The organism is Klebsiella sp. K5-45, assembly GCF_030128605.1.
GTDB lineage: Bacteria > Pseudomonadota > Gammaproteobacteria > Enterobacterales > Enterobacteriaceae > Klebsiella > Klebsiella quasipneumoniae.
The window spans coordinates 244,323-269,419 of the sequence record NZ_JAKUZW010000007.1 but is presented as its reverse complement, the minus strand read 5'-3'; the positions used below and the strand labels follow the sequence as shown (position 1 = coordinate 269,419).

At 56.3% G+C, this 25,097-nt stretch carries 17 protein-coding genes; 9 read left to right on the top strand and 8 right to left on the bottom strand.

Annotated elements, in window-relative coordinates:
• Positions 1-43: 43 nt before the first annotated feature.
• Positions 44-2,434 (top strand): glucose/quinate/shikimate family membrane-bound PQQ-dependent dehydrogenase, encoded by a 2,391-nt coding sequence (locus MKS11_RS16865; RefSeq protein ID WP_023319745.1) that lies wholly within the window; start codon positions 44-46, stop codon positions 2,432-2,434.
• 75 nt (positions 2,435-2,509) lie between these two features.
• On the opposite strand, the gene cueO is transcribed toward MKS11_RS16865, so the two are convergent.
• The gene (cueO, locus tag MKS11_RS16860; RefSeq protein ID WP_087771096.1) at positions 2,510-4,111 is read right to left on the bottom strand and encodes a multicopper oxidase CueO; all 1,602 of its coding nucleotides are present in this window, start codon (positions 4,109-4,111) and stop codon (positions 2,510-2,512) included.
• A 145-nt stretch (positions 4,112-4,256) separates the two neighbouring features.
• Here cueO and MKS11_RS16855 point away from each other — a divergent pair, with 145 nt between their 5' ends.
• From MKS11_RS16855 to speD, 5 genes are all read left to right on the top strand, one after another.
• Entirely contained in the window at positions 4,257-4,604 is a 348-nt protein-coding gene (locus MKS11_RS16855) for a YacC family pilotin-like protein (protein WP_004204381.1), read from the top strand.
• A 245-nt stretch (positions 4,605-4,849) separates the two neighbouring features.
• Positions 4,850-5,260: a hypothetical protein gene (locus tag MKS11_RS16850; RefSeq protein ID WP_284109630.1), complete on the top strand. Its 411-nt coding sequence runs from the start codon at positions 4,850-4,852 to the stop codon at positions 5,258-5,260.
• Between the two features lie 674 nt (positions 5,261-5,934).
• The gene (locus tag MKS11_RS16845; RefSeq protein ID WP_370447380.1) at positions 5,935-7,272 is read left to right on the top strand and encodes an FKBP-type peptidyl-prolyl cis-trans isomerase N-terminal domain-containing protein; all 1,338 of its coding nucleotides are present in this window, start codon (positions 5,935-5,937) and stop codon (positions 7,270-7,272) included.
• Positions 7,273-7,419: 147 nt separating this feature from the next.
• Positions 7,420-8,280, top strand: a complete 861-nt coding sequence (speE, locus tag MKS11_RS16840; RefSeq protein WP_032455562.1) for a polyamine aminopropyltransferase — start codon at positions 7,420-7,422, stop codon at positions 8,278-8,280.
• Positions 8,281-8,304: 24 nt separating this feature from the next.
• Positions 8,305-9,099 (top strand): adenosylmethionine decarboxylase, encoded by a 795-nt coding sequence (gene speD / locus MKS11_RS16835; protein ID WP_023319740.1) that lies wholly within the window; start codon positions 8,305-8,307, stop codon positions 9,097-9,099.
• A gap of 156 nt (positions 9,100-9,255) precedes the next feature.
• Here speD and yacL read toward each other — a convergent pair whose 3' ends face one another.
• Both yacL and acnB read right to left on the bottom strand, forming a co-directional pair.
• Positions 9,256-9,618 (bottom strand): protein YacL, encoded by a 363-nt coding sequence (gene yacL / locus MKS11_RS16830; RefSeq protein ID WP_023319739.1) that lies wholly within the window; start codon positions 9,616-9,618, stop codon positions 9,256-9,258.
• Between the two features lie 187 nt (positions 9,619-9,805).
• Positions 9,806-12,403: a bifunctional aconitate hydratase 2/2-methylisocitrate dehydratase gene (gene acnB, locus MKS11_RS16825; protein WP_004204372.1), complete on the bottom strand. Its 2,598-nt coding sequence runs from the start codon at positions 12,401-12,403 to the stop codon at positions 9,806-9,808.
• Between the two features lie 431 nt (positions 12,404-12,834).
• On the opposite strand from acnB, the gene MKS11_RS16820 reads away from it, so the two are divergent.
• Both MKS11_RS16820 and MKS11_RS16815 read left to right on the top strand, forming a co-directional pair.
• Positions 12,835-14,469 (top strand): DUF3300 domain-containing protein, encoded by a 1,635-nt coding sequence (locus tag MKS11_RS16820; RefSeq protein ID WP_087771094.1) that lies wholly within the window; start codon positions 12,835-12,837, stop codon positions 14,467-14,469.
• A gap of 11 nt (positions 14,470-14,480) precedes the next feature.
• The gene (locus MKS11_RS16815) at positions 14,481-15,287 is read left to right on the top strand and encodes a DUF2950 family protein (RefSeq protein ID WP_017901170.1); all 807 of its coding nucleotides are present in this window, start codon (positions 14,481-14,483) and stop codon (positions 15,285-15,287) included.
• 44 nt (positions 15,288-15,331) lie between these two features.
• Here MKS11_RS16815 and MKS11_RS16810 read toward each other — a convergent pair whose 3' ends face one another.
• The 5 genes from MKS11_RS16810 to pdhR form a co-directional block, all read right to left on the bottom strand.
• Positions 15,332-15,616: a hypothetical protein gene (locus MKS11_RS16810; protein WP_004204367.1), complete on the bottom strand. Its 285-nt coding sequence runs from the start codon at positions 15,614-15,616 to the stop codon at positions 15,332-15,334.
• A gap of 164 nt (positions 15,617-15,780) precedes the next feature.
• On the bottom strand, positions 15,781-17,205 hold the full coding sequence (lpdA, locus tag MKS11_RS16805; RefSeq protein WP_002888731.1) for a dihydrolipoyl dehydrogenase: 1,425 nt from the start codon (positions 17,203-17,205) through the stop codon (positions 15,781-15,783).
• Positions 17,206-17,411: 206 nt separating this feature from the next.
• Positions 17,412-19,310 carry a pyruvate dehydrogenase complex dihydrolipoyllysine-residue acetyltransferase gene (gene aceF / locus MKS11_RS16800; RefSeq protein ID WP_049092528.1) on the bottom strand — a complete coding sequence of 633 codons (1,899 nt, stop codon included), beginning with the start codon at positions 19,308-19,310 and terminating at the stop codon, positions 17,412-17,414.
• 14 nt (positions 19,311-19,324) lie between these two features.
• The gene (gene aceE, locus MKS11_RS16795) at positions 19,325-21,988 is read right to left on the bottom strand and encodes a pyruvate dehydrogenase (acetyl-transferring), homodimeric type (protein WP_004204365.1); all 2,664 of its coding nucleotides are present in this window, start codon (positions 21,986-21,988) and stop codon (positions 19,325-19,327) included.
• Between the two features lie 137 nt (positions 21,989-22,125).
• A complete protein-coding gene (gene pdhR / locus MKS11_RS16790) occupies positions 22,126-22,905 on the bottom strand; it encodes a pyruvate dehydrogenase complex transcriptional repressor PdhR (RefSeq protein WP_002888699.1) in 780 nt (259 codons plus the stop codon).
• Between the two features lie 644 nt (positions 22,906-23,549).
• Here pdhR and aroP point away from each other — a divergent pair.
• Positions 23,550-24,920 carry an aromatic amino acid transporter AroP gene (gene aroP, locus MKS11_RS16785; protein ID WP_087771093.1) on the top strand — a complete coding sequence of 457 codons (1,371 nt, stop codon included), beginning with the start codon at positions 23,550-23,552 and terminating at the stop codon, positions 24,918-24,920.
• Positions 24,921-25,097: the final 177 nt, after the last annotated feature.

Here is a 25,097-nt window from a genome sequence, read left to right as displayed (position 1 = left end):
TTAATTGCAGTTAAAAAATTAACAAACACATGAGTAACTTTCTATGGCTGAAACAAAGTCTCAACAATCAAGGCTCCTGGTGACGCTGACTGCGCTATTTGCAGCGTTCTGCGGCCTCTATCTTTTAATCGGCGGAGCATGGCTGGTCGTGCTTGGCGGCTCCTGGTACTACCCCATCGCCGGTCTGGTGATGCTTGGCGTGACCGTGATGCTGCTGCGCGGCAAGCGCGCTGCGCTGTGGCTGTACGCCGCACTGCTGCTGGCGACCATGATCTGGGGCGTCTGGGAAGTCGGCTTCGACTTCTGGGCGCTGACGCCGCGTAGCGACATCCTCGTCTTCTTTGGTATCTGGCTGATCCTGCCTTTTGTCTGGCGTCGTCTGCCGGTGCCTTCCGCTGGCGCCGTAGGCGCGCTGGTCGTCGCCCTGCTGATCAGCGGCGGCATGCTGACCTGGGCTGGTTTTAACGACCCGCAGGAGATCAACGGCACCCTGAGCGCCGACGCCACCCCGGCCGCGCCGATCTCCAACGTTGCCGACGGCGACTGGCCGGCCTATGGCCGCAACCAGGAAGGTCAGCGCTTCTCCCCGCTGAAGCAGATTAATGCCGACAACGTGAAGAACCTGAAGGAAGCCTGGGTGTTCCGCACCGGCGACCTGAAACAGCCGAACGATCCGGGTGAAATCACTAACGAAGTGACACCGATTAAAGTCGGCGACACGCTCTTCCTGTGTACCGCCCATCAGCGCCTGTTCGCGCTTGACGCCGCCACCGGTAAAGAGAAGTGGCATTTTGACCCGCAACTGAACGCCGACCCGTCATTCCAGCACGTCACCTGCCGCGGTGTCTCGTATCACGAAGCGAAAGCGGATAACGCCCCTGCTGACGTCGTGGCCGACTGTCCGCGCCGCATTATCCTGCCGGTGAACGATGGTCGCCTGTTCGCAGTAAACGCCGACAACGGTAAGCTGTGCGAAACCTTTGCCAACAAAGGTATTCTCAACCTGCAGACCAACATGCCAGTGACCACGCCGGGCATGTATGAACCCACTTCCCCGCCGATTATCACCGATAAGACCATCGTGATTGCCGGCGCAGTCACCGATAACTTCTCTACCCGTGAGCCGTCAGGCGTGATCCGCGGTTTTGATGTGAATACCGGGAAACTGCTGTGGGCCTTCGATCCAGGCGCGAAAGATCCGAACGCCATCCCAAGCGATGAGCATCACTTCACGCTCAACTCACCGAACTCCTGGGCGCCTGCCGCCTACGACGCCAAACTGGATCTGGTCTATCTGCCGATGGGCGTGACCACTCCGGATATCTGGGGCGGCAACCGCACGCCGGAGCAAGAGCGCTATGCCAGCTCGATTGTCGCGCTGAACGCCACCACCGGTAAACTGGCCTGGAGCTACCAGACCGTCCACCACGACCTGTGGGATATGGACATGCCTTCTCAGCCGACGCTGGCTGACATTGAAGTCAATGGCAAAACCGTGCCGGTCATCTATGCTCCGGCGAAAACCGGCAACATCTTCGTGCTGGATCGTCGTAACGGCGAGCTGGTGGTCCCGGCCCCGGAAAAACCGGTCCCGCAGGGCGCCGCCAAAGGCGATTATGTGGCCAAAACTCAGCCCTTCTCCGATCTGAGCTTCCGTCCGAAGAAAGATCTGACCGGCGCGGACATGTGGGGCGCCACCATGTTCGACCAGCTGGTGTGCCGCGTGATTTTCCACCAGATGCGCTATGAAGGTATCTTTACCCCGCCGTCTGAGCAGGGCACCCTCGTCTTCCCGGGTAACCTGGGGATGTTTGAATGGGGCGGCATCTCCGTCGATCCGAACCGTCAGGTGGCTATCGCCAACCCAATGGCGCTGCCGTTCGTCTCTAAACTGATCCCACGCGGCCCGGGCAACCCAATGGAACCGCCGAAAGATGCGAAAGGCTCAGGCACCGAGTCCGGCGTGCAGCCGCAGTACGGAGTCCCTTACGGCGTCACCCTGAACCCGTTCCTGTCGCCGTTCGGCCTGCCGTGCAAACAGCCGGCATGGGGCTATATCTCCGCGCTGGATCTGAAAACCAACGAAGTGGTATGGAAAAAACGTATCGGTACTCCGCAGGATAGCCTGCCGTTCCCGATGCCGGTTAAACTGCCGTTCACCATGGGTATGCCGATGCTGGGTGGGCCGATCTCCACGGCGGGTAACGTCCTGTTCATCGGCGCGACCGCGGATAACTACCTGCGCGCGTACAATATGAGCAATGGTGAGAAACTGTGGGAAGCCCGTCTGCCAGCCGGCGGCCAGGCGACTCCGATGACTTACGAAGTGAATGGCAAACAGTATGTTGTCATCTCTGCCGGCGGTCACGGCTCGTTTGGTACAAAAATGGGCGATTATATCGTCGCCTATGCGCTCCCGGATGAGGCGAAATAAAACGCAAAACGGCAACGAAAGTTGCCGTTTTTTTTGTCTTTATCCCCTATTTCCACGCGCCAGGGCTATACCGCCCTAAACCGTGAATCCCAACATCATCCCGGTGTCTTCATGTTCCAGCAGGTGGCAGTGGGCCATATAGGCAAACTCCTTCGGCGCCGGATGATCAAACTTCACTAATACTTCACTCACGTCCCCTTCCACACGAACGGTGTCTTTCCAGCCGCTACGATGCGCCGCTGGCGGCTTGCCGTTTTCGCTAAGGATGCGGAACTGGGTGCCGTGAATGTGGAACGGATGTAGCATCATGTCGCCCTTGCCGGAGATGACCCAGCGTTCATACTCTCCTCTGGCGGCGGCAAACATCGGCACATTCATGTCGAAGGCTTTGCCGTTGATGCGGTTGGCGTTATGGAAATCAAACCCCTTAGCCGACGACATACCATGATTCATGCCGGACCCGTGGTTCATGTTGCTCATGTCGCCGTGGTGCATACTCCCCATGTCGCCCATCCCGCCGTGCCCCATCATGCCGTGATCCATTCCGGCCATCGCCTGATCGCCATATTTCTCCATCAGCGCCTGCATGCCCATCCTGTCAAGCATCGGATCCATCGACAGCTGGAGCTGACGCTGCGTCAGCCCCGTCAGGGACGGTAGCGCCGGCAGAGCGGCCAGGGTATCCAGCAGCTTACCGGAGGCAGGAATAACCAGCGGCTGGACGCGCAGTACCGGCTGTGGTTTATCGAAAGGCGCAATGGCCATGCCCATCTGGCTCACCGGCAGGGTCACCAGATCAAAAGGTTTACCGTCGCTGGTGTCCACCAGCACCTCAAAACGCTCCCCCATCAAGACCGGCAGTTCATTGACCTTCACCGGCTCCGCCAGCAGACCGCCGTCGCTGGCCACCACGTACAGCGGGCGCTTATCACTGGTCGCAAAATTGAGGGAACGGGCATTACAGCCGTTCAGCAAGCGCAGACGTAGCCAGCCGCGCGGGGCGGCATGTTCAGGATAGAGAGCGCCATTGGTCAACAGCGTATCGCCAAACCAGCCGACGGCGGCGCTCATGACATCCAGCTGATAATCAATTTCGCCAGCGGCGGTAAACTTCTTGTCCTGTACGATAACCGGTACATCATCGATTCCCCACTGCTTCGGCAACAGCAGGCGTCCGCTCTCTTCATCCTCGATCAGCACCAGCCCCGCCAGCCCCATCGCCACCTGCCGACCGGTGGTCCCGTGCTGATGCGGGTGAAACCAGCAGGTGGCCGCCCGTTGCGTTGGCGTGAAGCTCACCGTCCGAGTGGCGCCCGGGGCGATAACCCCCTGCGGTCCCCCGTCGACCTCGCCCGGGACCTCCAGACCATGCCAGTGCAGCGTGGTCTCTTCTGCCAGCTGGTTAGTAATGTCCACCGTGATGGTCTTCCCCTGCGTCAGCTGCAGCGCGGGCCCCAGCAGCGAGCCGTTATACCCCCATGTGGTGGCGTTCATCCCGCCAAATTGCGTTTTGCCCGCCTGGATGGTCAGCGCGATACGGTTGCGCGCATCGGCCGTCAACAGCGACGGTACCGGCAGGGCCGGGCGACTGGCTGCAAAGACCGCACGGCTCCAAAGCGGTAACGCGCTGGCCATGCTGACCGCGGCGGTCAGTTTGAGGAAGTCTCGACGTTGCATATTCACATCCTTTTATTCTGCGGGCGAATATTTGAGCTTAAACCCTACCGTAACGGGAAGGTCAAGCAGAAGAGTGAGAATAAAGATCGGCGCTGTGTAAAGAAGTATGCTAATTTGAAGCGTCGGTGATCTAACGGTAGAAAAAATGAAGACGCTTTTCAGAACAATGGTACTCGGCAGCCTGCTTACTCTCTCCGCCAACAGCTACGCGCTCAGCGAATCCGAAGCGGAAGACATGGCTGATTTAACCGCGGTTTTTGTGTTTCTGAAAAATGACTGTGGCTACCAGAACCTGCCCAACACACAGATCCGGCGCGCTCTGGTGTTCTTTGCCCAACAGAACCAGTGGGACCTGAGCAACTACGACAGCTACAACATGAAAGCGCTTGGCGAAGACAGCTATCGCGATCTCAGCGGCATTAACCTTCCGACGGCGAAAAAATGTAAAGCGCTGGCCCGCGATTCACTTAGCCTGCTGGCTTACGTCAAATAATTTCCCGCGCGGGCGGCAACGCGCCGCGCTTTTCCCCTCCTCACCCGCCTCTAATATTTACCATTATTATTTTATATAAAATAAACCTTATATATATCGCAATACATCAATCCAATAAATAAATTAAACCCGTACTAACAGCCTTTCCAGAAAAAAACAATAAAATATCCCTGGCGATATATTGCAAAATAAAAATAACCCTTTTAGAATCCGTTGAAAATATATCTACTTCATGGACTGAAATTGTGAATATCTCGCTGACTCTTCGTATTATTCCACTCGCCGCTATGTTATTAGACGGCTGTAGCAATACCGCCTCTCGCCAGCAGGTAAAACCGCTCACCACTCCGCTAACGTCACAGCAGCAGGCAGAGCAGGAGCGCGCGGCTAGCGAACAAGCGCGCATTGAATCCTGCCGACAGGCGCTGGACTCGCTAAAAGAGGTTAACCCACAGCAGGCAACCAAACTCAGCAATGACTTCAACGCCTTAGTGCGTGCGGCATCACAATACAACAGCGTGCGCGAGAAAGTGGCGGATCCCACCCGGCTTGGCATTGACTCCATGTATCAGTTTAAATCCATCAAACTATGCGCCGATATCCAGAAAACGCTGATCGATAGCCTGGTACAGCGGGGTGAAAGCAAACAGCCATGAACAGAGCCGCCACGCTGACCCTCAACGCGCCCCTGCTGATGCTCGTCGCGGCGCTGGCGCTTTCAACACCGTTCTTCGCCGGCGCCGCGCCGGCGTTTCTTGACTACGCCCAGCAGCAAACCCAGGCGCATGAAAAAAGCGATGCTGCAACCGCAAAGCAAACGTCAGGCGATCGTCAAAATGCGGATAATAAAAAAAAGACGCCTAATACCGCGCAATTGCAAAAAAGAATCGTCAGCCAGCAGGCGACGATTGAGCAAAAAAATAAAACTATTCAGCAATTAAAAAAACAGCTTGCTAACACTCCGGCCACAGAAACCTCCATCGCGAATGAGCAAGCGGCCTTAAATAACAAAATAAAAGAATTACAGGTCGCCTTAACCGCCGCCACCGCGAAAAATGAGGCGTTAATAAAAAAAGAAAGCACAGCCCAGAATTCTATTCTGCAGCAAAGTCAGGCCGCCGCGCTGCAGCAGATCCAACAATTAACGTCACAGCTTCAGCAAGCCGAAGCTGAAAATAAACGGCTCAGCGCCATCCTCACCGCTCTGAATACGGATAAACAGACGCTCGCTACCCGGTTGGCCACGATGGAAAAAGCGCAGCAGGCCGCTCCTGACCACGCAAAAGCCCTCGCCGCCGACAAGCAGTCGTTAACCACCCGGCTGGCCGTGATGGAAAAAGAGAAGCAGACCGCTCTCGACCAGGTCAAAGCCCTTAACGCCGATAAACAGTCGCTGACAAACCGGCTCGCCGCGGCAGAGAAGACGCAGCAGACCGCCCTCGAGCAAGTCAAAGCCCTTAACGCCGATAAGCAGTCGCTGACAAACCGACTCGCCGCAGCAGAGAAGACGCAGCAGACCGCCCTCGACCAGGTCAAAGCCCTTAACGCCGATAAGCAGTCGCTGGCTAACCGGCTCGCCGCGGCAGAGAAGACGCAGCAGACCGCCCTCGACCAGGTTAAAGCCCTTAACGCCGATAAGCAGTCGCTGACAAACCGGCTCGCCGCGGCAGAGAAGACGCAGCAGACCACCCTCGACCAGGTTAAAACCCTTAACGCCGATAAGCAGTCGCTGGCTAACCGGCTCGCCACGGCAGAGAAGACGCAGCAGACCGCTCTTGATCAGGTCAAAGCCCTTAATGCCGATAAGCAGTCGCTGGTTAACCGGCTCGCCGCGGCGGAAAAAGCGCCATCGAGCCGCGCCGATGCCGCCGTGGCGGCAAAAGATGAGCCCCCCGAGATGGCGGCCATAGTGGCGGCCTATCGCCTGCAGGCGGACAAAGATAACGCCCAGCTGCGGATGAAAGAGGATGAAATCCAGCTGCTGCGGACGCAGCTGACGGTCCCGCCGAGAAATACCACCGGCAAAACCGCCGCCAAACTCAGCGCGCCAGGTGAACAGCAGGCTTACGCCATCGGCGCCTCGATGGGTACAGAGGCGCTTAATGTCCTCACGACTCGTCGCACTCAGGGGGTTAACGTCGACGCCGACCTGGTGCTGCAGGGCATCGAGGATGCCTTCAGCGGCCAGCTTCGCCTCGGCGAACAGGAGCGTAACAAAGCGCTGTTTGACATTTCACAGCAGGTTTTCCAGAACCTGAATAAAATCGAGCAGAAAAACATCAGCGCCGGTCAGAAATACCAGCAGGCATTTGCGCGCAAAAAAGGTGTGGTCTTCAAAGAGGGCGTCTACAGCCGTATCGATTACCCGGGTAAAGGAAAAATTAGCGGCAACGATCTGGTGACCGTGGTGATCAAAGAGATGCTGACGGACGGAACGGTGATCAATGATATGGAGACGAAAGATCAGGCGCTTACCCAGAAACTGGATGCCTATCCCCCGGTATTTCGCGGGCCGCTGAAGCGCCTGCAGAACCACGGCTCCGTGACGCTGGTCGTCCCGCCCGACAAAGCCTATGGCAGTAAAGGGTTGCCACCGAAGATCCCCCCAGGCGCCACCATGGTCTATTCCGTGCGGATAGTGGATAGCCAACCCGCGCCGGCAAAATAGCCCTGTCTCCCCACCGCCCTCTCCGGGCGGTGCTGTTATTCCTGCCGCATTGCTGCAATAACCGCCGTGCATCCTCATCTATAGTTGTCTATGATGTTGCACTCGTTTTACGGGTGTAACAGATGTTAACGAAGGAGGAGCCTCACCGTGGCCGATAATCCACTGTGGCATGAAACGCTGCATGACCATTTTGGTCAGTACTTTAGCGTTGATAACGTGCTGTACCACGAAAAAACCGATCATCAGGATCTGATCATCTTTGACAACCGCGCCTTTGGCCGGGTAATGGCGCTGGATGGCGTCGTGCAGACCACCGAACGCGATGAGTTTATCTATCACGAAATGATGACCCACGTGCCGCTGTTGGCTCACGGCAACGCGAAGCATGTCCTGATCATCGGCGGCGGCGATGGCGCGATGCTGCGCGAAGTCTCTCGTCACCGCAGCATCGAAAGTATCACCATGGTGGAAATCGACGCCGGAGTGGTCTCATTCTGCCGCCAGTACCTGCCCAACCATAGCGCCGGCGCCTATGACGATCCGCGCTTTACGCTGGTGATTGATGATGGCGTCAATTTTGTTAACCAGACGACGCAAACGTTTGACGTGATCATTTCGGACTGTACCGATCCTATCGGCCCGGGGGAAAGCCTCTTCACCTCGGCTTTTTATGAAGGCTGCAAACGCTGCCTGAAGCCGGGAGGAATTTTCGTTGCGCAGAACGGCGTCTGCTTCTTGCAGCAGGACGAAGCGGTGGGCAGTCATCGTAAGCTGAGCCACTATTTTCGCGACGTCAGCTTCTACCAGGCGGCGATTCCGACCTATTACGGCGGGATCATGACCTTTGCCTGGGCGAGCGACAACGAGGCGCTGCGCCATCTTTCCAGCGAAATCATTCAGGCGCGCTTTCACAAAGCCAACCTGACCTGCCGTTACTACAATCCGGCAATCCATACGGCGGCCTTCGCCTTACCACAATATCTGCATGATGCTCTGTCCGCACCGTGAAGCGAAATAAGGGGGTGAACTAAATTGAAAAAATTGAAGCTGCACGGCTTTAACAACCTGACCAAAAGCCTGAGTTTTTGTATCTACGATATCTGTTACGCCAAAACGGCAGAAGAGCGCGACGGCTACATCGCCTATATCGACGAACTCTATAACGCCAATCGCCTGACAGAGATCCTGACCGAAACCTGCTCTATTATTGGCGCTAATATCCTGAATATCGCCCGCCAGGATTATGAACCCCAGGGCGCCAGCGTGACCATTCTGGTTAGCGAAGAGCCCGTCGACCCGCGGCTTATCGACCAGACCGAACACCCCGGCCCACTACCTGAAACCGTGGTCGCCCATCTCGATAAAAGCCATATCTGCGTGCATACCTATCCGGAGAGCCACCCGGAAGGCGGTCTGTGCACCTTCCGCGCCGATATCGAAGTCTCTACCTGCGGGGTTATTTCACCGCTCAAAGCGCTGAACTATCTGATCCACCAGCTGGAATCGGACATTGTAACCATTGACTACCGCGTGCGCGGCTTTACCCGCGACATCAATGGGATGAAGCATTTTATCGATCATGAAATCAACTCAATTCAGAACTTTATGTCTGACGATATGAAGTCGCTGTATGACATGGTCGACGTCAACGTTTACCAGGAAAATATCTTCCATACCAAAATGTTGCTCAAGGAGTTTGACCTTAAGCACTACATGTTCCATACCCGACCGGAAGAGTTGACCGCTGAAGAGCGCAAGGTCATTACCGACCTGCTGTGGAAAGAGATGCGCGAGATTTACTACGGCCGCAATATTCCTGCCGTGTAATGCCTCAAATGCCCGGCGGCGCTTGTGCTTGCCGGGCCTGGGTTCTGCGCCGGCTGGTAGCCGGGGCAAGGTACTCGTCGCGACCCGGGGATGTGCCCTGCGCACGCGACGCTTAGCAAGGCTACGCTTTTCCGCAGCCCGGCGCAAAATAAGTCATCAACGCTGCTGCATAAACTCACGATAGGCGGCAACTACCTGCAGGAAATCCTCAATGCCGCACAGAGAGAGGCTTTCTTCATCGTAGTAGCTCATCCCCTCCTCGATTTCGTCGCCGGAAAATTCCAGCTGATTGGCGCGGATCATCACCTCTTCGCCATCCAGCCACAGCGTATATTCATGTCCGGCACGCTGCCAGGAACGTTCACTGCCTTTCACGGTGCGCGCAGCCTGCTCCACTTCGTCAAGCAGAGCAAGATTGTCTTTCACCTCCTCGTTGAACCAGTGGCCAATCGCCTCGTGATCCATCGACATTCGCACCTTTACCACTCCGGTAATATCGCGCAGAAATTCGTAGTCCATCGTCTTTTCCTCTGCAAGGGCAATGCGTCACCGCTGCACTGTACCCATGGAGTAATTATCGCAGCAGACCGAAAGAAAAAAAGCGTAACAGGCAGGAGGTTTGGAAATAAAAATGCCCGGTGATGCAATGTTCACCGGGCATTGAGGAGTTTGTAGCCAAACGGTCAGCTGGGCTGACCGAATGGTTTTACACCGCGGTCTGGAAGATCACGCCGTCAGCTTTTTCAGTGTACTGATCCAGCTGGTTGAAGTTCAGATAGCGATAGGTATCTTCCGCTGTCTTATCCACCTGAGCCACGAAGGTCTGGTACTCTTCCGGCGTCGGCAGTTTACCGAGCAGAGAAGCTACCGCCGCCAGTTCGGCAGAGGCCAGATAGACGTTAGCGCCGGTACCTAAACGGTTCGGGAAGTTACGGGTAGAGGTGGAAACCACCGTCGCGCCGTCGGCCACGCGCGCCTGGTTACCCATACACAGGGAACAGCCAGGGATTTCGATACGCGCCCCGCTCTTACCAAATACGCTGTAGTAACCTTCTTCGGTCAGCTGCGCGGCGTCCATACGGGTTGGCGGCGCCACCCACAGGCGAGTCGGCAGCTGGCCTTTGTGGCTGTCCAGCAGCTTACCGGCGGCACGAAAGTGGCCGATGTTGGTCATGCAGGAGCCGATGAACACTTCGTCGATCTTCTCGCCCTGCACATCAGACAGCAGGCGGGCATCGTCCGGATCGTTCGGCGCGCACAGGATCGGCTCTTTGATATCCGCCAAATCGATGTCGATTACTGCCGCGTATTCCGCGTCAGCATCGGCTTCCAGCAGCTGCGGATCCGCCAGCCATTTTTCCATACCCTGAATACGACGCTCCAGAGTGCGGCGATCGCCGTAGCCTTCGGCAATCATCCACTTCAGCAGGACGATGTTGGAGTTCAGATACTCAACGATCGGCTCTTTGTTCAGCTTGATGGTGCAACCTGCAGCAGAACGTTCAGCAGAGGCATCGGTCAGCTCGAACGCCTGCTCCACTTTCAGATCCGGCAGGCCTTCAATCTCAAGGATGCGGCCAGAGAAGATGTTTTTCTTACCTTTCTTCTCAACGGTCAGCAGGCCCTGCTTGATGGCGTACAGCGGGATAGCGTGAACCAGGTCGCGCAGCGTAATCCCCGGCTGCATTTTACCTTTGAAACGCACCAGCACCGATTCCGGCATATCCAGCGGCATCACGCCGGTCGCGGCGGCGAAGGCCACCAGACCAGAGCCCGCCGGGAAGGAGATCCCGATGGGGAAACGGGTGTGGGAGTCGCCGCCGGTGCCCACGGTATCCGGCAGCAGCATGCGGTTCAGCCAGGAGTGGATCACGCCATCGCCCGGACGCAGCGAGACGCCGCCGCGGTTCATAATGAAGTCCGGCAGAGTATGATGCGTGGTGACGTCAACCGGCTTCGGATAGGCCGCAGTGTGGCAGAAGGACTGCATCACCAGGTCAGCGGAGAAGCCCAGGCACGCCAGGTCTTTCAGTTCATCACGGGTCATTGGACCGGTGGTGTCCTGAGAACCGACGGAGGTCATTTTCGGCTCGCAGTAGGCGCCCGGGCGGATACCGGCAACGCCGCAGGCGCGGCCAACCATTTTCTGCGCCAGAGAGAAGCCGCGGGTGCTTTCCGCCACGTCTTTCGCCTGACGGAAGACATCGCTGTGCGGCAGACCCAGCGCTTCACGTGCTTTGGTGGTCAGGCCGCGACCGATGATCAGCGGGATACGGCCGCCGGCACGGACTTCGTCGATCAGCACATCGGTTTTCAGTTCGAAGCTGGCCAGCAGTTCGTTGGTTTCGTGATTACGCACTTCGCCTTTGAACGGGTAAACGTCGATGACGTCGCCCATGTTCAGGTTTGACACATCCACTTCGATAGGCAGCGCGCCCGCATCTTCCATGGTGTTGAAGAAGATTGGCGCGATTTTGCCGCCCAGGCACAGGCCGCCGCCGCGCTTGTTCGGCACGTTCGGGATATCGTCGCCCATAAACCACAGCACCGAGTTGGTGGCCGATTTACGTGAAGAGCCGGTCCCGACCACGTCGCCAACGTAGGCCAGCGGGTAGCCTTTCTGCTGCAGGGCTTCGATCTGTTTGATCGGGCCAACCACGCCCGGCTGATCCGGTTCAATGCCTTCGCGGGCGTTTTTCAGCATCGCCAGGGCGTGCAGCGGGATATCCGGACGCGACCAGGCATCCGGCGCCGGAGACAGGTCGTCGGTGTTCGTTTCGCCAGTCACCTTGAAAACGGTAACGGTGATTTTTTCTGCCAGCTGCGGGCGGTTCAGGAACCACTCAGCGTCGGCCCAGGATTGCATAACCTGTTTAGCGTGCTCGTTACCCGCTTTCGCTTTCTCTTCCACGTCGTAGAAGTTATCGAACATTAGCAGAGTATGGGACAGCGCTTTCGCGGCAATCGGCGCCAGTTTCGCGTCGTCCAGGGCATCGATCAGCGGGTGGATATTGTAACCACCCTGCATGGTGCCCAGCAGTTCAACGGCTTTTTCAGGGGTAACCAGGGGGGAGGTCGTTTCGCCTTTGGCGATCGCGGCAAGGAATCCAGCTTTAACATAGGCGGCTTCGTCGACGCCCGGCGGTACACGGTTAATCAGCAGGTCTAACAGGAATTCTTCTTCGCCCGCAGGCGGGTTTTTCAGCAGTTCTACCAGCGCGGCCATTTGGGTTGCATCTAAGGGTTTGGCAACAATCCCCATGGCGGCACGCTCAGCTACGTGCTTACGGTATTCTTCTAGCACGACGGTTCTCCTCGCTTCTCATTGTCATAATGCGGCCTACACCTCTTCAATCAATCTGCTTCGGTATTGGCAGTTTGCCGCCTTGACGCATCTTGAAGGATTTAGTGGCTGGGCGATTTTCTTCACGCTCCTGTGAGACAGCAGTTTGTAGGGTAAATGCCCGATACCGCGTCGGCAGCATAGCAGGATTTTTGAAAGGTGTTAATCTGTTTACAAAAAAGCAACATTAAAATTTAGCTGAATCGTTAAGGGCAGGATATTGCAGGCTTTCTGTTCAAATCCCGCGACAAAAATTCCTTTCCGCGTACAACGCCATGGGCCGATCCCAACAATCATCAATAAAAAGCCATACCGCTTACTTATACTCAGCAAACGCGCCGTTTTCGCCGATACTTTAGCGAGATGGGTTACTTTTTGGGTCAGGAGCTTCTATGTCACTGCCGTTCAAACCCCATATTATCACCCTGCTCTGTAGCGCTGGCTTACTCGCGGCGGCGGGAACACTCTATGTGCAAAGCCGTACTCCAGAGACGGTCACTCAGCCGACGGCGCAGCCTGCGCCAGCGCCAACGCCAGCCGCACCCGCCGCCGCGGAGCCGGTGGCCGCCACCTACACCCAGGCGCAGATTGACCAGTGGGTTGCCCCCATCGCGCTCTACCCGGACAGTCTGCTGTCGCAGGTGCTGATGGCTTCCACCTACCCGGACAACGTCATGCAGGCGGTGCAGTGGTCCCAGGATAACCCCACCATGAAAGGGGATCCCGCCGTTCAGGCAGTTGCCAGCCAGCCATGGGATCCCAGCGTCAAATCGCTTGTCGCTTTCCCTGCCCTGCTGGCGATGATGGGCGAGAATCCGCCCTGGGTGGAAAATCTGGGTAATGCGTTTTTGGCCCAGCCGCATGATGTGATGGACTCGGTGCAGCGTCTGCGTGCCATCGCCCAGCAGACAGGGACGCTGAAATCTACGCCGCAGCAAAAAGTGATTGTCGCCGCAGCGGCGCCTGTGCCGGCCACCACTTCGAAAAGCAGCACCGTATCAACGTCAAGCACTACCGCGGCGGCGCCTGCGCCAACCCAGGTCATAAAAATAGAACCGACCGATCCGCAGGTGGTCTATGTTCCCAACTACAACCCCTCCACCGTCTATGGTACCTGGCCGAACAGCGCATATCCTCCGGTCTATCTGCCGCCCCCTCCCGGGGAGCAGTTTACCGATAGCTTCGTCAAAGGCTTCGGTTACAGCCTGGGCGTGGCGACCACCTGGGCGCTGTTCAGCAGCATCGACTGGGATGATGATGATGACTACCACCATCACGATGACGACTACCACCGCGGGGATTACTCGCATAATGGCGATAACATCAATATCAATGTGAATAACTTTAACCGCATTACCGGACAAAACCTGCCGGGCGACCGCGTAAACTGGCAGCACAATCCCGCCTATCGCGGTCACGTGCCATACCCCGATAATACCGTCGCCCAGCGCTTTCATCAGACCAACGTATCCGGCGGACTGAGCGCGACCCAGCATGCGCCGGTCGATCGTGAGGCGCAGCGCCAGGCGGCGATGACCCAGCTTCAGCAGCGCAGCGCGCCGACCGCCACGGCGGGCAACCTGGCGGCAAACACCGCCTCGCGCGATGCCCAGCGTCAGGCGGCCTCGGCGCAGTTGAAACAAGCCACCCAGCGCAGCAACTACCGCGGTTACGACAGCGAGCCGACATCGACCCAGCAGCGTCGAGACGCGGCGAAAGCGCAGTTGAAAAACCCGACGCCGCAGCAACAGCAGCGTAGGGAAACCATTAAGAGCCGCGAGCAGAATACTACACCGCAGCAGCAACAGCGCCGGCAGCAGCTCCAGTCTGCCACGCCAGCCCAGCGTCAGCAGACGGTCAGTCATCTGCGCGCCAGCGCCCTTAGCGGCAACGAAAGCCGCGCCCCCTCCTGGCAAGCGCAGCAGGAACGGGGACGGCAGAGTCGTCAGTTTTCCAGCGTAAACCGCGAGCAGCGCGACGGCGCCAGAGAGCGTCTTTCTGAACACCATGAACTACGCCGCCGCTGAGGATGAGCAGAATGAGAAACCCATTACCAATTGCCCTGTTCACGTTAATGCTGTCGCCGCTTGCCGCCTTCGCCCAGCAGCAGTATGCCACCCCCGAGCAGGCCGCAAGCGCGCTGGCCGAGGCGATCGGCCAGCAAAATGATGCGGCGCTGAGTGAAGTGCTTGGCGATAACTGGCAGCATTTTTTACCCCCCGACGGGATCGACCCCACTGCCGTCGACCGCTTCCAGCGCGACTGGCAGGTGAAACATGTGATTGTGCAGCAGGGTGAAAAAGCCTGGCTCGACGTCGGTAGCGAAGCATGGCGGCTGCCAGTCCCCATCGTCAAAGCATCCCAGGGCTGGCGCTTTGATATGGCCGCTGGTGAAGAAGAGATCCTCACCCGCGCTATCGGCCGTAATGAACTGTCGGCGATAGCCGCCATGCATGCCTACGTTGACGCCCAGCAGGATTACTATCAACTGAACCACCGCTGGGCGCAGAAAATCATCAGTAGCGAAGGCAAAAAAGATGGTCTGTACTGGCCCACCTCGCCGGGCGAAGCGCCAAGTCCGCTTGGGCCAGCCTTTAGCCCGACGGTTCCCGGCAGCGGCTACCATGGCTACCGCTTCCGCATTATCACCGGTAGAGATGAGCAGAGCGTCGCCTTGCTGGCGTGGCCGGTGGCGTGGGGGGAAACCGGCGTGATGAGCTTTATGATCGATCAGCACGATACCGTTTATCAGGCCAATCTCGGTGAAGAGAGCGCGGCAAAGGCCCAGGCGATAACGCGCTTTGCCCCCGACGCTGACGCCGGCTGGCAGGTGGTCAATCCATAAAAAAACGCCCGGTTACGTACACGCAACCGGGCGTTTTCATTCACTTAGCCCTGGTGGGGCATCAGCGACGGATCGCCGGCAAAGGCTGGTTTTGTACTGGACAATGCCGATTCGTCAGCGCTGATGCTGCCGGAATTCGCCGCCCATACTCCTTCACTGGTCTTGGTCACTTGCTGATGCTGAGCATTCAGATCCTGGCCCATCGCCGCAATATGGGTCGTTTCCGTACCACCGCTGTTATCCGCCCACGGAATCGTGGCGTCAGCCGCGCAGGCGACACCGGATAAGCACGCTGCTGCGACCAGCGCTGTGGTTAAAAAGCGTTTCATCACACACCTTATTGATATCGTTAACTGCCTATAAGTTTACAGAGTGACTATTTACAAAGTATGCATGAGGTGTAGCGGTTTATGAATAGCGACATAGTTCTAAACATCAGGCATAAAAAAAGCGGCTCCGGGAGCCGCTTATGCTTTTTGCCTGAAAGAAAAAGTTACTTTTTCTTCGCTTTGGCATTCGGCAGGTCGGTGATGCTGCCTTCGAATACTTCTGCCGCCAGGCCAACAGACTCGTGCAGAGTCGGGTGAGCGTGGATAGTCAGCGCGATGTCTTCAGCGTCACAGCCCATCTCGATAGCCAGGCCGATCTCACCCAGCAGCTCGCCGCCGTTGGTGCCGACAATCGCGCCACCGATAACACGGTGGGTCTCTTTGTCGAAGATCAGTTTGGTCATGCCGTCTGCGCAGTCGGAAGCGATAGCACGGCCGGAAGCAGCCCACGGGAAGGTGGCGGTTTCGTAGCTGATGCCTTTCTCTTTCGCTTCTTTCTCGGTCAGACCCACCCATGCCACTTCTGGCTCGGTGTAGGCGATCGATGGGATCACTTTCGGATCGAAGTAGTGCTTCAGGCCGGAGATAACTTCTGCGGCAACGTGACCTTCGTGGACGCCTTTGTGCGCCAGCATCGGCTGACCGACGATATCGCCGATAGCAAAGATGTGCGGCACGTTGGTGCGCATTTGTTTGTCAACGCGGATGAAGCCACGATCGTCAACTTCCACGCCCGCTTTGCCTGCGTCGAGGTTTTTACCGTTCGGTACGCGGCCGATAGCCACCAGCACGGCGTCGTAACGCTGTGCTTCCGCCGGCGCTTTTTTGCCTTCCATGGAAACATAAATACCGTCTTCTTTTGCTTCAACGGCAGTCACTTTGGTTTCCAGCATCAGGTTGAATTTCTTGCTGATGCGTTTGGTGAAGACTTTCACCACATCTTTATCGGCAGCCGGGATGACCTGGTCGAACATTTCAACCACGTCGATCTCTGAACCCAGCGCATGGTATACGGTACCCATTTCCAGACCGATGATACCGCCGCCCATGACCAGCATGCGTTTCGGCACAGATTTCAGCTCCAGGGCGTCGGTGGAGTCCCATACGCGCGGATCTTCATGCGGAATAAATGGCAGTTGAATCGGACGGGAGCCCGCCGCGATGATAGCGTTGTCGAAGTTGATCACGGTTTTGCCGTTTTCGCCTTCCACTTCCAGGGTGTTAGCGCCGGTGAATTTACCCAGACCGTTAACCACCTTCACTTTACGCCCTTTGGCCATGCCAGCCAGACCACCGGTCAGCTGAGTGATGACTTTTTCTTTCCAGGTGCGGATCTTGTCAATGTCAGTTTTCGGTTCGCCGAAAACGATGCCGTGTTCGGCCAGCGCTTTCGCTTCTTCGATAACTTTTGCCACGTGCAGCAGCGCTTTAGAAGGGATACAACCCACGTTCAGGCACACCCCACCGAGGGTGCTGTAACGTTCTACGATGACGGTTTCCAGACCTAAATCAGCGCAACGGAAGGCTGCAGAGTAGCCTGCAGGACCTGCCCCAAGTACCACGACCTGAGTTTTGATTTCAGTACTCATCATGACCTCTGTAATTTATATCCGGCGGGTCTGACGCTATTATTTTTACGCCCAAGTCCACCGGGACGTTCTATCCGCGTGTATTTTACAAAATTGTTAACAATTTTTAAACAACAAACGGCAAACGATTTTGTCGTTTGTTGCTGATAATCCCAAACAGCCTGAGGTTATCAGAAAAAAGCCGGCCGTCAGGCCGGCTTTTTCAATTACATCACCAGGCGGCGAATGTCGCTCAGGGTGTTGTTGATGATGGTAATGAAGCGGGCACCATCAGCACCGTCGATGACGCGGTGGTCGAAGGACAGAGAAATCGGCAGCATCAGACGCGGCACGAACTCTTTACCATTCCATACCGGCTCCATCGCGGACTTAGACACGCCGAGGATGGCCACTTCCGGCGCATTAACAATCGGCGCGAAGTGGGTGGTACCCAGGCCGCCGATGCTGGAGATGGTGAAGCAACCGCCCTGCATTTCGCCCGCCGTCAGTTTGCCATCGCGCGCTTTCTTCGAGATGGTGGTCAGTTCACGAGACAGCTCGGTGATGCTCTTCTTGTTCACGTCTTTAAAGACCGGAACCACCAGACCGTTCGGGGTATCCACCGCCACACCGATGTTGATGTATTTCTTCAGCGTCAGACGCTGACCATCTTCGGAGAGCGAGCTGTTGAAGCGCGGCATCTGCTCAAGCGCAGCGGCCACGGCTTTCATGATGAAGACAACCGGGGTGAATTTCACATCCAGTTTACGCTTCTCAGCTTCGGCGTTCTGCTGCTTACGGAACGCTTCCAGATCGGTGATATCGGTTTTATCGAAGTGCGTAACGTGCGGGATCATGACCCAGTTACGGCTCAGGTTGGCACCAGAAATTTTCTGGATACGGCCCAGCTCCACTTCTTCGATTTCGCCGAACTTGCTGAAGTCAACCTTCGGCCATGGCAGCATGCCCGGGATACCGCCGCCAGCGGCAGCCGCCGGTGCGGATTCAGCACGCTTAACAGCGTCTTTCACGTAAGCCTGAACGTCTTCGCGCAGGATACGACCTTTACGGCCGGTGCCTTTCACTTTCGCCAGGTTAACGCCGAACTCGCGCGCCAGACGGCGAATCAGCGGAGTGGCGTGGACGTAAGCGTCGTTTTCAGCGAATTCGGTTTTACCTTCCGCTTTCGCAGCCGGTGCCGCGGCAGGCTTAGCGGCCTGAGCCGGAGCTGCAGCCGGTGCCGGCGCAGCCGCCTGAGCCGGTGCGGCGGCAGGCGCAGCGCCTTCCACTTCGAAGACCATGATCAGGGAGCCGGTTTTGACTTTATCGCCGGTGCTGATTTTGATCTCTTTGACGGTGCCCGCGAACGGCGCCGGCACTTCCATAGACGCTTTGTCGCCTTCGACGGTGATCAGGGACTGCTCAGCAGCCACTTTATCGCCGACTTTTACCATCACTTCGGTCACTTCAACTTCGTCGCCGCCGATGTCCGGTACGTTAACGTCTTTCGCACCGCCAGCCGCAGCTGGAGCAGCCGCCGCCGGAGCAGCAGCCTGAGCAGGTGCGGCAGCAGGCGCAGCGCCCGCCACTTCGAAGATCATGATCAGGGAGCCGGTGGACACTTTATCGCCGGTGTTGATCTTGATCTCTTTCACGGTACCCGCGAACGGCGCCGGCACTTCCATCGAGGCTTTATCGCCTTCGACGGTGATCAGAGACTGCTCAGCCGCAACGGTATCGCCCACTTTCACCAGAATTTCAGTGACTTCAACTTCGTCACCGCCGATGTCCGGCACGTTCACGTCTTTCGCTGCCGCGGCAGCTGCTGGAGCAGCGGCGGCCGGAGCGGCTTCTTTCTTCTCTTCCTGCGCAGGTGCAGCGGCTGCTGCACCCTCGGCGGAATCGAAAATCATAATCAGTTTGCCAGTCTCGGTTTTATCGCCGACGGAGACTTTAATCTCTTTCACGACGCCAGCCTGCGGAGACGGGACTTCCATAGAGGCTTTATCGCCTTCTACGGTGATCAGCGACTGTTCAGCTTCAACTTTGTCGCCCACTTTGACCAGAATCTCGGTGATTTCAACTTCATCAGCCCCGATGTCCGGTACTTTGATTTCGATAGCCATTATTCTTTTACCTCTTACGCCAGACGCGGGTTAACTTTTTCTGCATCGATGTTGAATTTGGTAATTGCGTCCGCAACCACTTTCTTATCGATTTCACCACGTTTAGCCAGTTCGCCCAGCGCTGCAACGACCACATAGGAAGCATCGACTTCGAAGTGGTGACGCAGGTTTTCACGGCTGTCGGAACGACCGAAGCCATCGGTACCCAGTACGCGGTAATCGTCAGCCGGTACGTAGGTACGAACCTGCTCGGCGAACAGTTTCATATAGTCAGTGGATGCCACTGCCGGAGCGTCGTTCATCACCTGAGCGATGTACGGCACACGCGGGGTTTCCAGCGGGTGCAGCATGTTCCAGCGTTCGCAATCCTGGCCATCACGCGCCAGTTCGGTGAAGGAGGTGACGCTGTACACGTCAGAGCCCACGCCGTAGTCTTTCGCCAGGATCTGCGCTGCTTCACGGACGTGACGCAGGATAGAACCGGAGCCCAGCAGCTGAACTTTACCTTTGCTACCTTCGATGGTTTCGAGTTTGTAGATACCTTTGCGGATACCTTCCTCGGCGCCTTCCGGCATGGCCGGCATGTGGTAGTTTTCGTTCAGGGTAGTGATGTAGTAGTAAACGTTCTCTTGTTTCTCACCGTACATACGCTCCAGGCCGTCATGCATGATGACCGCCACTTCGTAGGCGTAGGACGGATCGTAAGAGATACAGTTCGGGATAGTCAGAGACTGAATATGGCTGTGGCCATCTTCGTGCTGCAGACCTTCGCCGTTCAGCGTCGTACGACCGGAAGTACCCCCGATCAGGAAGCCGCGAGCCTGCTGGTCGCCTGCCTGCCAGCACAGGTCGCCGATACGCTGGAACCCGAACATCGAGTAGTAGATGTAGAACGGGATCATCGGCAGGTTGTTGGTGCTGTAAGAGGTCGCCGCAGCCAGCCAGGATGCGCCTGCGCCCAGCTCGTTGATCCCTTCCTGCAGGATCTGACCTTTCTCGTCTTCTTTGTAGTATGCAACCTGCTCACGGTCCTGCGGGGTGTACTGCTGGCCGTTCGGGCTGTAGATACCGATCTGACGGAACAGACCTTCCATACCGAAAGTACGCGCTTCGTCGGCGATGATCGGCACGAGGCGGTCTTTGATGGATTTGTTCTTCAGCATCACGTTCAGGGCACGAACGAACGCGATAGTGGTAGAGATCTCTTTATTCTGCTCTTCCAGCAGCGGGCGGAAATCTTCCAGCGTCGGCAGCTCCAGCTTCTCAGTGAAGTTCGGCTGACGGCTCGGCAGATAGCCGTGCAGTTTCTGACGCTGAGCGTGCAGATAGGTGTGCTCTTCGGAACCTTCCGGGAAGGTGACGTACGGCAGTTTTTCCAGATCGGCATCGGCAACCGGCACGTTGAAACGATCGCGGACGTAGCGAACGCCGTCCATGTTCATTTTCTTAACCTGGTGAGCGATGTTCTTACCTTCAGCAGTGTCACCCATGCCGTAACCTTTGATGGTATGGGCGAGGATAACGGTCGCTTTGCCTTTGGTTTCCTGCGCTTTTTTCAGAGCAGCATAAACTTTCTTCGGATCGTGGCCACCGCGGTTCAGGGCCCAAATCTGCTCGTCAGTCCAGTCGGCAACCAGCGCAGCGGTCTCCGGATATTTACCGAAGAAGTGCTCGCGCACATAAGCGCCGTCTTTGGATTTAAAGGTCTGGTAATCGCCGTCAACGGTTTCTTCCATCAGCTGAATCAGCTTACCGCTGGTGTCTTTACGCAGCAGCTCATCCCAACGACCGCCCCAGATAACCTTGATAACGTTCCAGCCAGCGCCCGCGAAGATGCCTTCCAGTTCGTTAATGATTTTGCCGTTACCGGTGACCGGACCGTCAAGACGCTGCAGGTTACAGTTGATAACGAACACCAGGTTGTCGAGCTTCTCACGGGTCGCGATGGTGATCGCGCCTTTAGATTCCGGCTCGTCCATCTCACCGTCGCCCAGGAACGCGTAAACGGTTTGTTTGGAGGTGTCTTTCAGACCACGGTGTTCCAGATATTTCAGGAATTTAGCCTGATAAATCGCCCCGATTGGGCCCAGGCCCATAGAAACGGTCGGGAACTGCCAGAATTCCGGCATCAGTTTCGGGTGCGGATAAGAGGACAGACCTTTACCGTGAACTTCCTGACGGAAGTTGTTCATCTGCTCTTCAGTCAGACGACCTTCCAGGAACGCACGCGCATAAACGCCCGGAGAGATGTGACCCTGGAAGTACACCAGGTCGCCGCCATCCTGCTCATTGCGTGCGCGGAAGAAGTGGTTGAAGCACACTTCGTAGAAGGTTGCGGAAGACTGGAAAGAAGCCATGTGGCCGCCCAGTTCGAGATCTTTTTTCGATGCGCGCAGAACGGTCATGATGGCGTTCCAGCGGATCGCAGAACGGATACGACGTTCCAGATCCAGATTACCCGGATATTCCGGCTCATCTTCAACGGCAATAGTGTTGACGTAACCGCCGGTCGATGCGCCAGCAGCCACTTTCACCCCGCCTTTGCGGGCTTCAGAAAGGAGTTGGTCAATAAGATACTGAGCGCGCTCAACACCTTCTTCACGGATGACCGATTCGATCGCCTGTAGCCAGTCGCGAGTTTCGATCGGATCCACGTCATTTGGTAAACGTTCTGACATGGGGGGTATTCCTTATCTATCTAATCGTTGATTAATCTGGAACCTGTCCCATTGAACTCTTCGTTCTTCACCGTTGAACAACCAAAAATTCAATAAGACAGGTTCTGCGTTTAGTTGCCGCGCTCTAAAAATGGCGCTTAAGAACCGGAGTTCTCGTCCTTTCGTTGCTGTAAACGACGCAGCGAGCGTTCTCTACGACTCTGCTCACGGCTACGGTCCAGCAAAATTTCCTCAATGAACGCCAGGTGACGGTGCGACGCCTCACGCGCCTGCTCCGGCTCCCCGGCCATTATCGCCTCGAAAATGCGAGTGCGATGGTTGCTGACCAACGGGAGCATTTCCCGGCGGGCATACAGCAATTCAAAGTTCTGACGCACGTTTTGCGCCAGCATCGGCTCCATACACCTTAGCAGATGGAGCAAAACCACATTGTGTGCCGCCTCGGTGACGGCGATTTGGTACTGGACGACGGCGCCGGACTCAGCGTCCAGATCGCCCGACTGCTGAGCCCGCTCAATAGCCTGATGCAGCTCGCGGATACGGTCGCGATCTTCATCATTGCTGCGCAGCGCCGCGTAATAAGCCGCAATGCCTTCCAGCGCGTGACGGGTCTCAAGCAGATCGAATTGGGATTCAGGGTGATCGGACAGCAGCTCGACCAGCGGATCGCTGAAGCTCTGCCACAGGCGGCTCTGAACAAACGTTCCACCTCCCTGACGACGAAGCAACAGGCCCTTGGCTTCGAGGCGTTGAATCGCCTCACGCAGCGAGGGGCGGGAAACGTCGAACTGTTTAGCCAGTTCGCGTTCAGGCGGGAGTTTTTCACCGGGGCGCAAGGTCCCCTCAAGGATCAGAAACTCCAGCTGCTGCTCTATCACATCGGATAATTTTGGTTGGCGGATTTTGCTGTAGGCCATATTCCCTGTCTCTGCCATTAGCCCGGAGTCAATTGGTCTTACCAATTTAAAGTTCGTAGCGCTAAAGTAACAAAGTATTCACCTTCTGTCCATACAGGTTTTGATTGAAATCAGTAAACGACGGACATTTTAACAACCTTACAGAAATAACATTTCAGAAATGTAACCTTGCACAAATGTTACGTTTACTCATAAAGAGGTAGCATTAACTTAATGGAAACGAAAAATTACGCTATCTGAACCGATTCAACGACCCAATAAATGAATATAAAGACAATACAATTGAATAAATAATCACAAAGAAGCAATGCATCGGAATAATACAGAATGTGTCTATTGATGTCTTTTTAGACACATGGTCATCATCCCTTCATAAAGCAGGTGCATTCAAACGCGCTTACCACTATTCTCCCTGAGACGAAAGGCCTTTTTCTGAATTACCGCACCGCCTTCCGTAAACAAAACAATACAGAAACGGAAGTCGCTACATACACAAACACAACAATATGTGCGCGCCATCACTCAGGTAAAAAGTGGGCCACTTCGCCCAAATTTTCGCTGGCTATGCTTTCTGGCAGGGACAGCAGTGAAGCAGCAACCTGACGGATGACGTACACAAAAAATAATCACACACGAGGTTTCATATGGAAGGTCAACAGCACGGCGATCGGCTGAAGCGCGGCCTGAAAAACCGCCACATCCAGCTCATCGCGCTGGGCGGGGCTATCGGCACCGGCCTGTTTCTGGGGAGCGCGTCCGTCATTCAGTCCGCCGGCCCGGGTATCATTCTTGGTTACGCGATTGCCGGTTTTATCGCCTTTCTGATCATGCGTCAGCTGGGCGAAATGGTGGTGGAAGAGCCGGTAGCCGGTTCGTTTAGCCACTTTGCTTATAAATACTGGGGCGGCTTTGCCGGCTTCGCCTCCGGCTGGAACTACTGGGTGCTGTATGTCCTGGTGGCCATGGCGGAACTCACTGCCGTCGGCAAATATATCCAGTTCTGGTGGCCGGAAATCCCGACCTGGGCCTCAGCGGCGGTCTTCTTCATCGCCATCAACGCCATTAACCTGACCAACGTGAAAGTGTTCGGGGAAATGGAGTTCTGGTTTGCCATTATCAAAGTGGTCGCCGTTGTGGCGATGATTTTGTTCGGCGGCTGGCTGCTGTTCAGCGGCAACGGCGGCCCGCAGGCGACGGTACGTAACCTCTGGGATCAAGGCGGGTTCCTGCCGCACGGCTTTACCGGGCTGGTAATGATGATGGCGATCATCATGTTCTCCTTCGGCGGTCTGGAGCTGGTGGGTATCACCGCGGCGGAAGCGGATAACCCGGAGCAAAGCATCCCGAAAGCCACTAACCAGGTTATCTACCGTATCCTGATCTTCTATGTTGGCTCGCTGGCGGTCCTGCTCTCGCTTCTGCCGTGGACGCGTGTGACTGCGGACACCAGTCCGTTCGTCCTGATTTTCCATGAGCTTGGCGATACGCTGGTGGCAAACGCCCTCAACGTAGTGGTGCTGACGGCGGCCCTGTCGGTGTATAACAGCTGCGTCTACTGCAACAGCCGTATGCTGTTCGGTCTTGCCCAGCAGGGGAACGCACCGAAAGCGCTGCTCAGCGTCGACAAACGCGGCGTGCCAGTGAATACCATTCTCGTCTCCGCCGTGGTCACCGCCCTGTGTGTGCTGATCAACTACCTGGCGCCGGAATCCGCATTTGGCCTGCTGATGGCGCTGGTAGTCTCCGCCCTGGTGATCAACTGGGCGATGATCAGCCTCGCGCATATCAAATTCCGTCGCGCCAAACAGCAGCAGAGGGTCACCACTCGCTTCCCCGCCCTCTTCTACCCGCTGGGTAACTGGGTGTGCCTGCTGTTTATGGCCGCGGTGCTGGTAATTATGCTGATGACCCCGGGGATGGCGATTTCCGTTTGGCTGATCCCGGTATGGATCGCCGTGCTGGGCGTGGGCTATCTCTTTAAACAGAAAGCCGCCGCCACCATAAAAGCACAATAATACATCTCATCAATAATTCTCTTTGCTCTGCGCCCCCTCCCTGAATGACGGGCGCAGAGCATTGTTATCTACTTCACACTTTCCCCTCCATAGCTTTTTTATCCATATCGTCAACGCGTTCCTGCAACGTAATTCTCTCGATAGCAGCCAATAATTCTCTCCATACTGCAACGGAGA

Bases quoted from the DNA above. Each gene is read 5' to 3' on its own strand.
- MKS11_RS16865 (WP_023319745.1), top strand. From the start codon at position 44: ATGGCTGAAACAAAGTCTCAACAATCAAGGCTCCTGGTGACGCTGACT.
- cueO (WP_087771096.1), bottom strand. From the start codon at position 4,111: ATGCAACGTCGAGACTTCCTCAAACTGACCGCCGCGGTCAGCATGGCC.
- MKS11_RS16855 (WP_004204381.1), top strand. From the start codon at position 4,257: ATGAAGACGCTTTTCAGAACAATGGTACTCGGCAGCCTGCTTACTCTC.
- MKS11_RS16845 (WP_370447380.1), top strand. From the start codon at position 5,935: ATGGAAAAAGAGAAGCAGACCGCTCTCGACCAGGTCAAAGCCCTTAAC.
- yacL (WP_023319739.1), bottom strand. From the start codon at position 9,618: ATGGACTACGAATTTCTGCGCGATATTACCGGAGTGGTAAAGGTGCGA.
- MKS11_RS16820 (WP_087771094.1), top strand. From the start codon at position 12,835: ATGTCACTGCCGTTCAAACCCCATATTATCACCCTGCTCTGTAGCGCT.
- MKS11_RS16815 (WP_017901170.1), top strand. From the start codon at position 14,481: ATGAGAAACCCATTACCAATTGCCCTGTTCACGTTAATGCTGTCGCCG.
- MKS11_RS16810 (WP_004204367.1), bottom strand. From the start codon at position 15,616: ATGAAACGCTTTTTAACCACAGCGCTGGTCGCAGCAGCGTGCTTATCC.
- lpdA (WP_002888731.1), bottom strand. From the start codon at position 17,205: ATGAGTACTGAAATCAAAACTCAGGTCGTGGTACTTGGGGCAGGTCCT.
- aceF (WP_049092528.1), bottom strand. From the start codon at position 19,310: ATGGCTATCGAAATCAAAGTACCGGACATCGGGGCTGATGAAGTTGAA.
- aceE (WP_004204365.1), bottom strand. From the start codon at position 21,988: ATGTCAGAACGTTTACCAAATGACGTGGATCCGATCGAAACTCGCGAC.
- pdhR (WP_002888699.1), bottom strand. From the start codon at position 22,905: ATGGCCTACAGCAAAATCCGCCAACCAAAATTATCCGATGTGATAGAG.
- aroP (WP_087771093.1), top strand. From the start codon at position 23,550: ATGGAAGGTCAACAGCACGGCGATCGGCTGAAGCGCGGCCTGAAAAAC.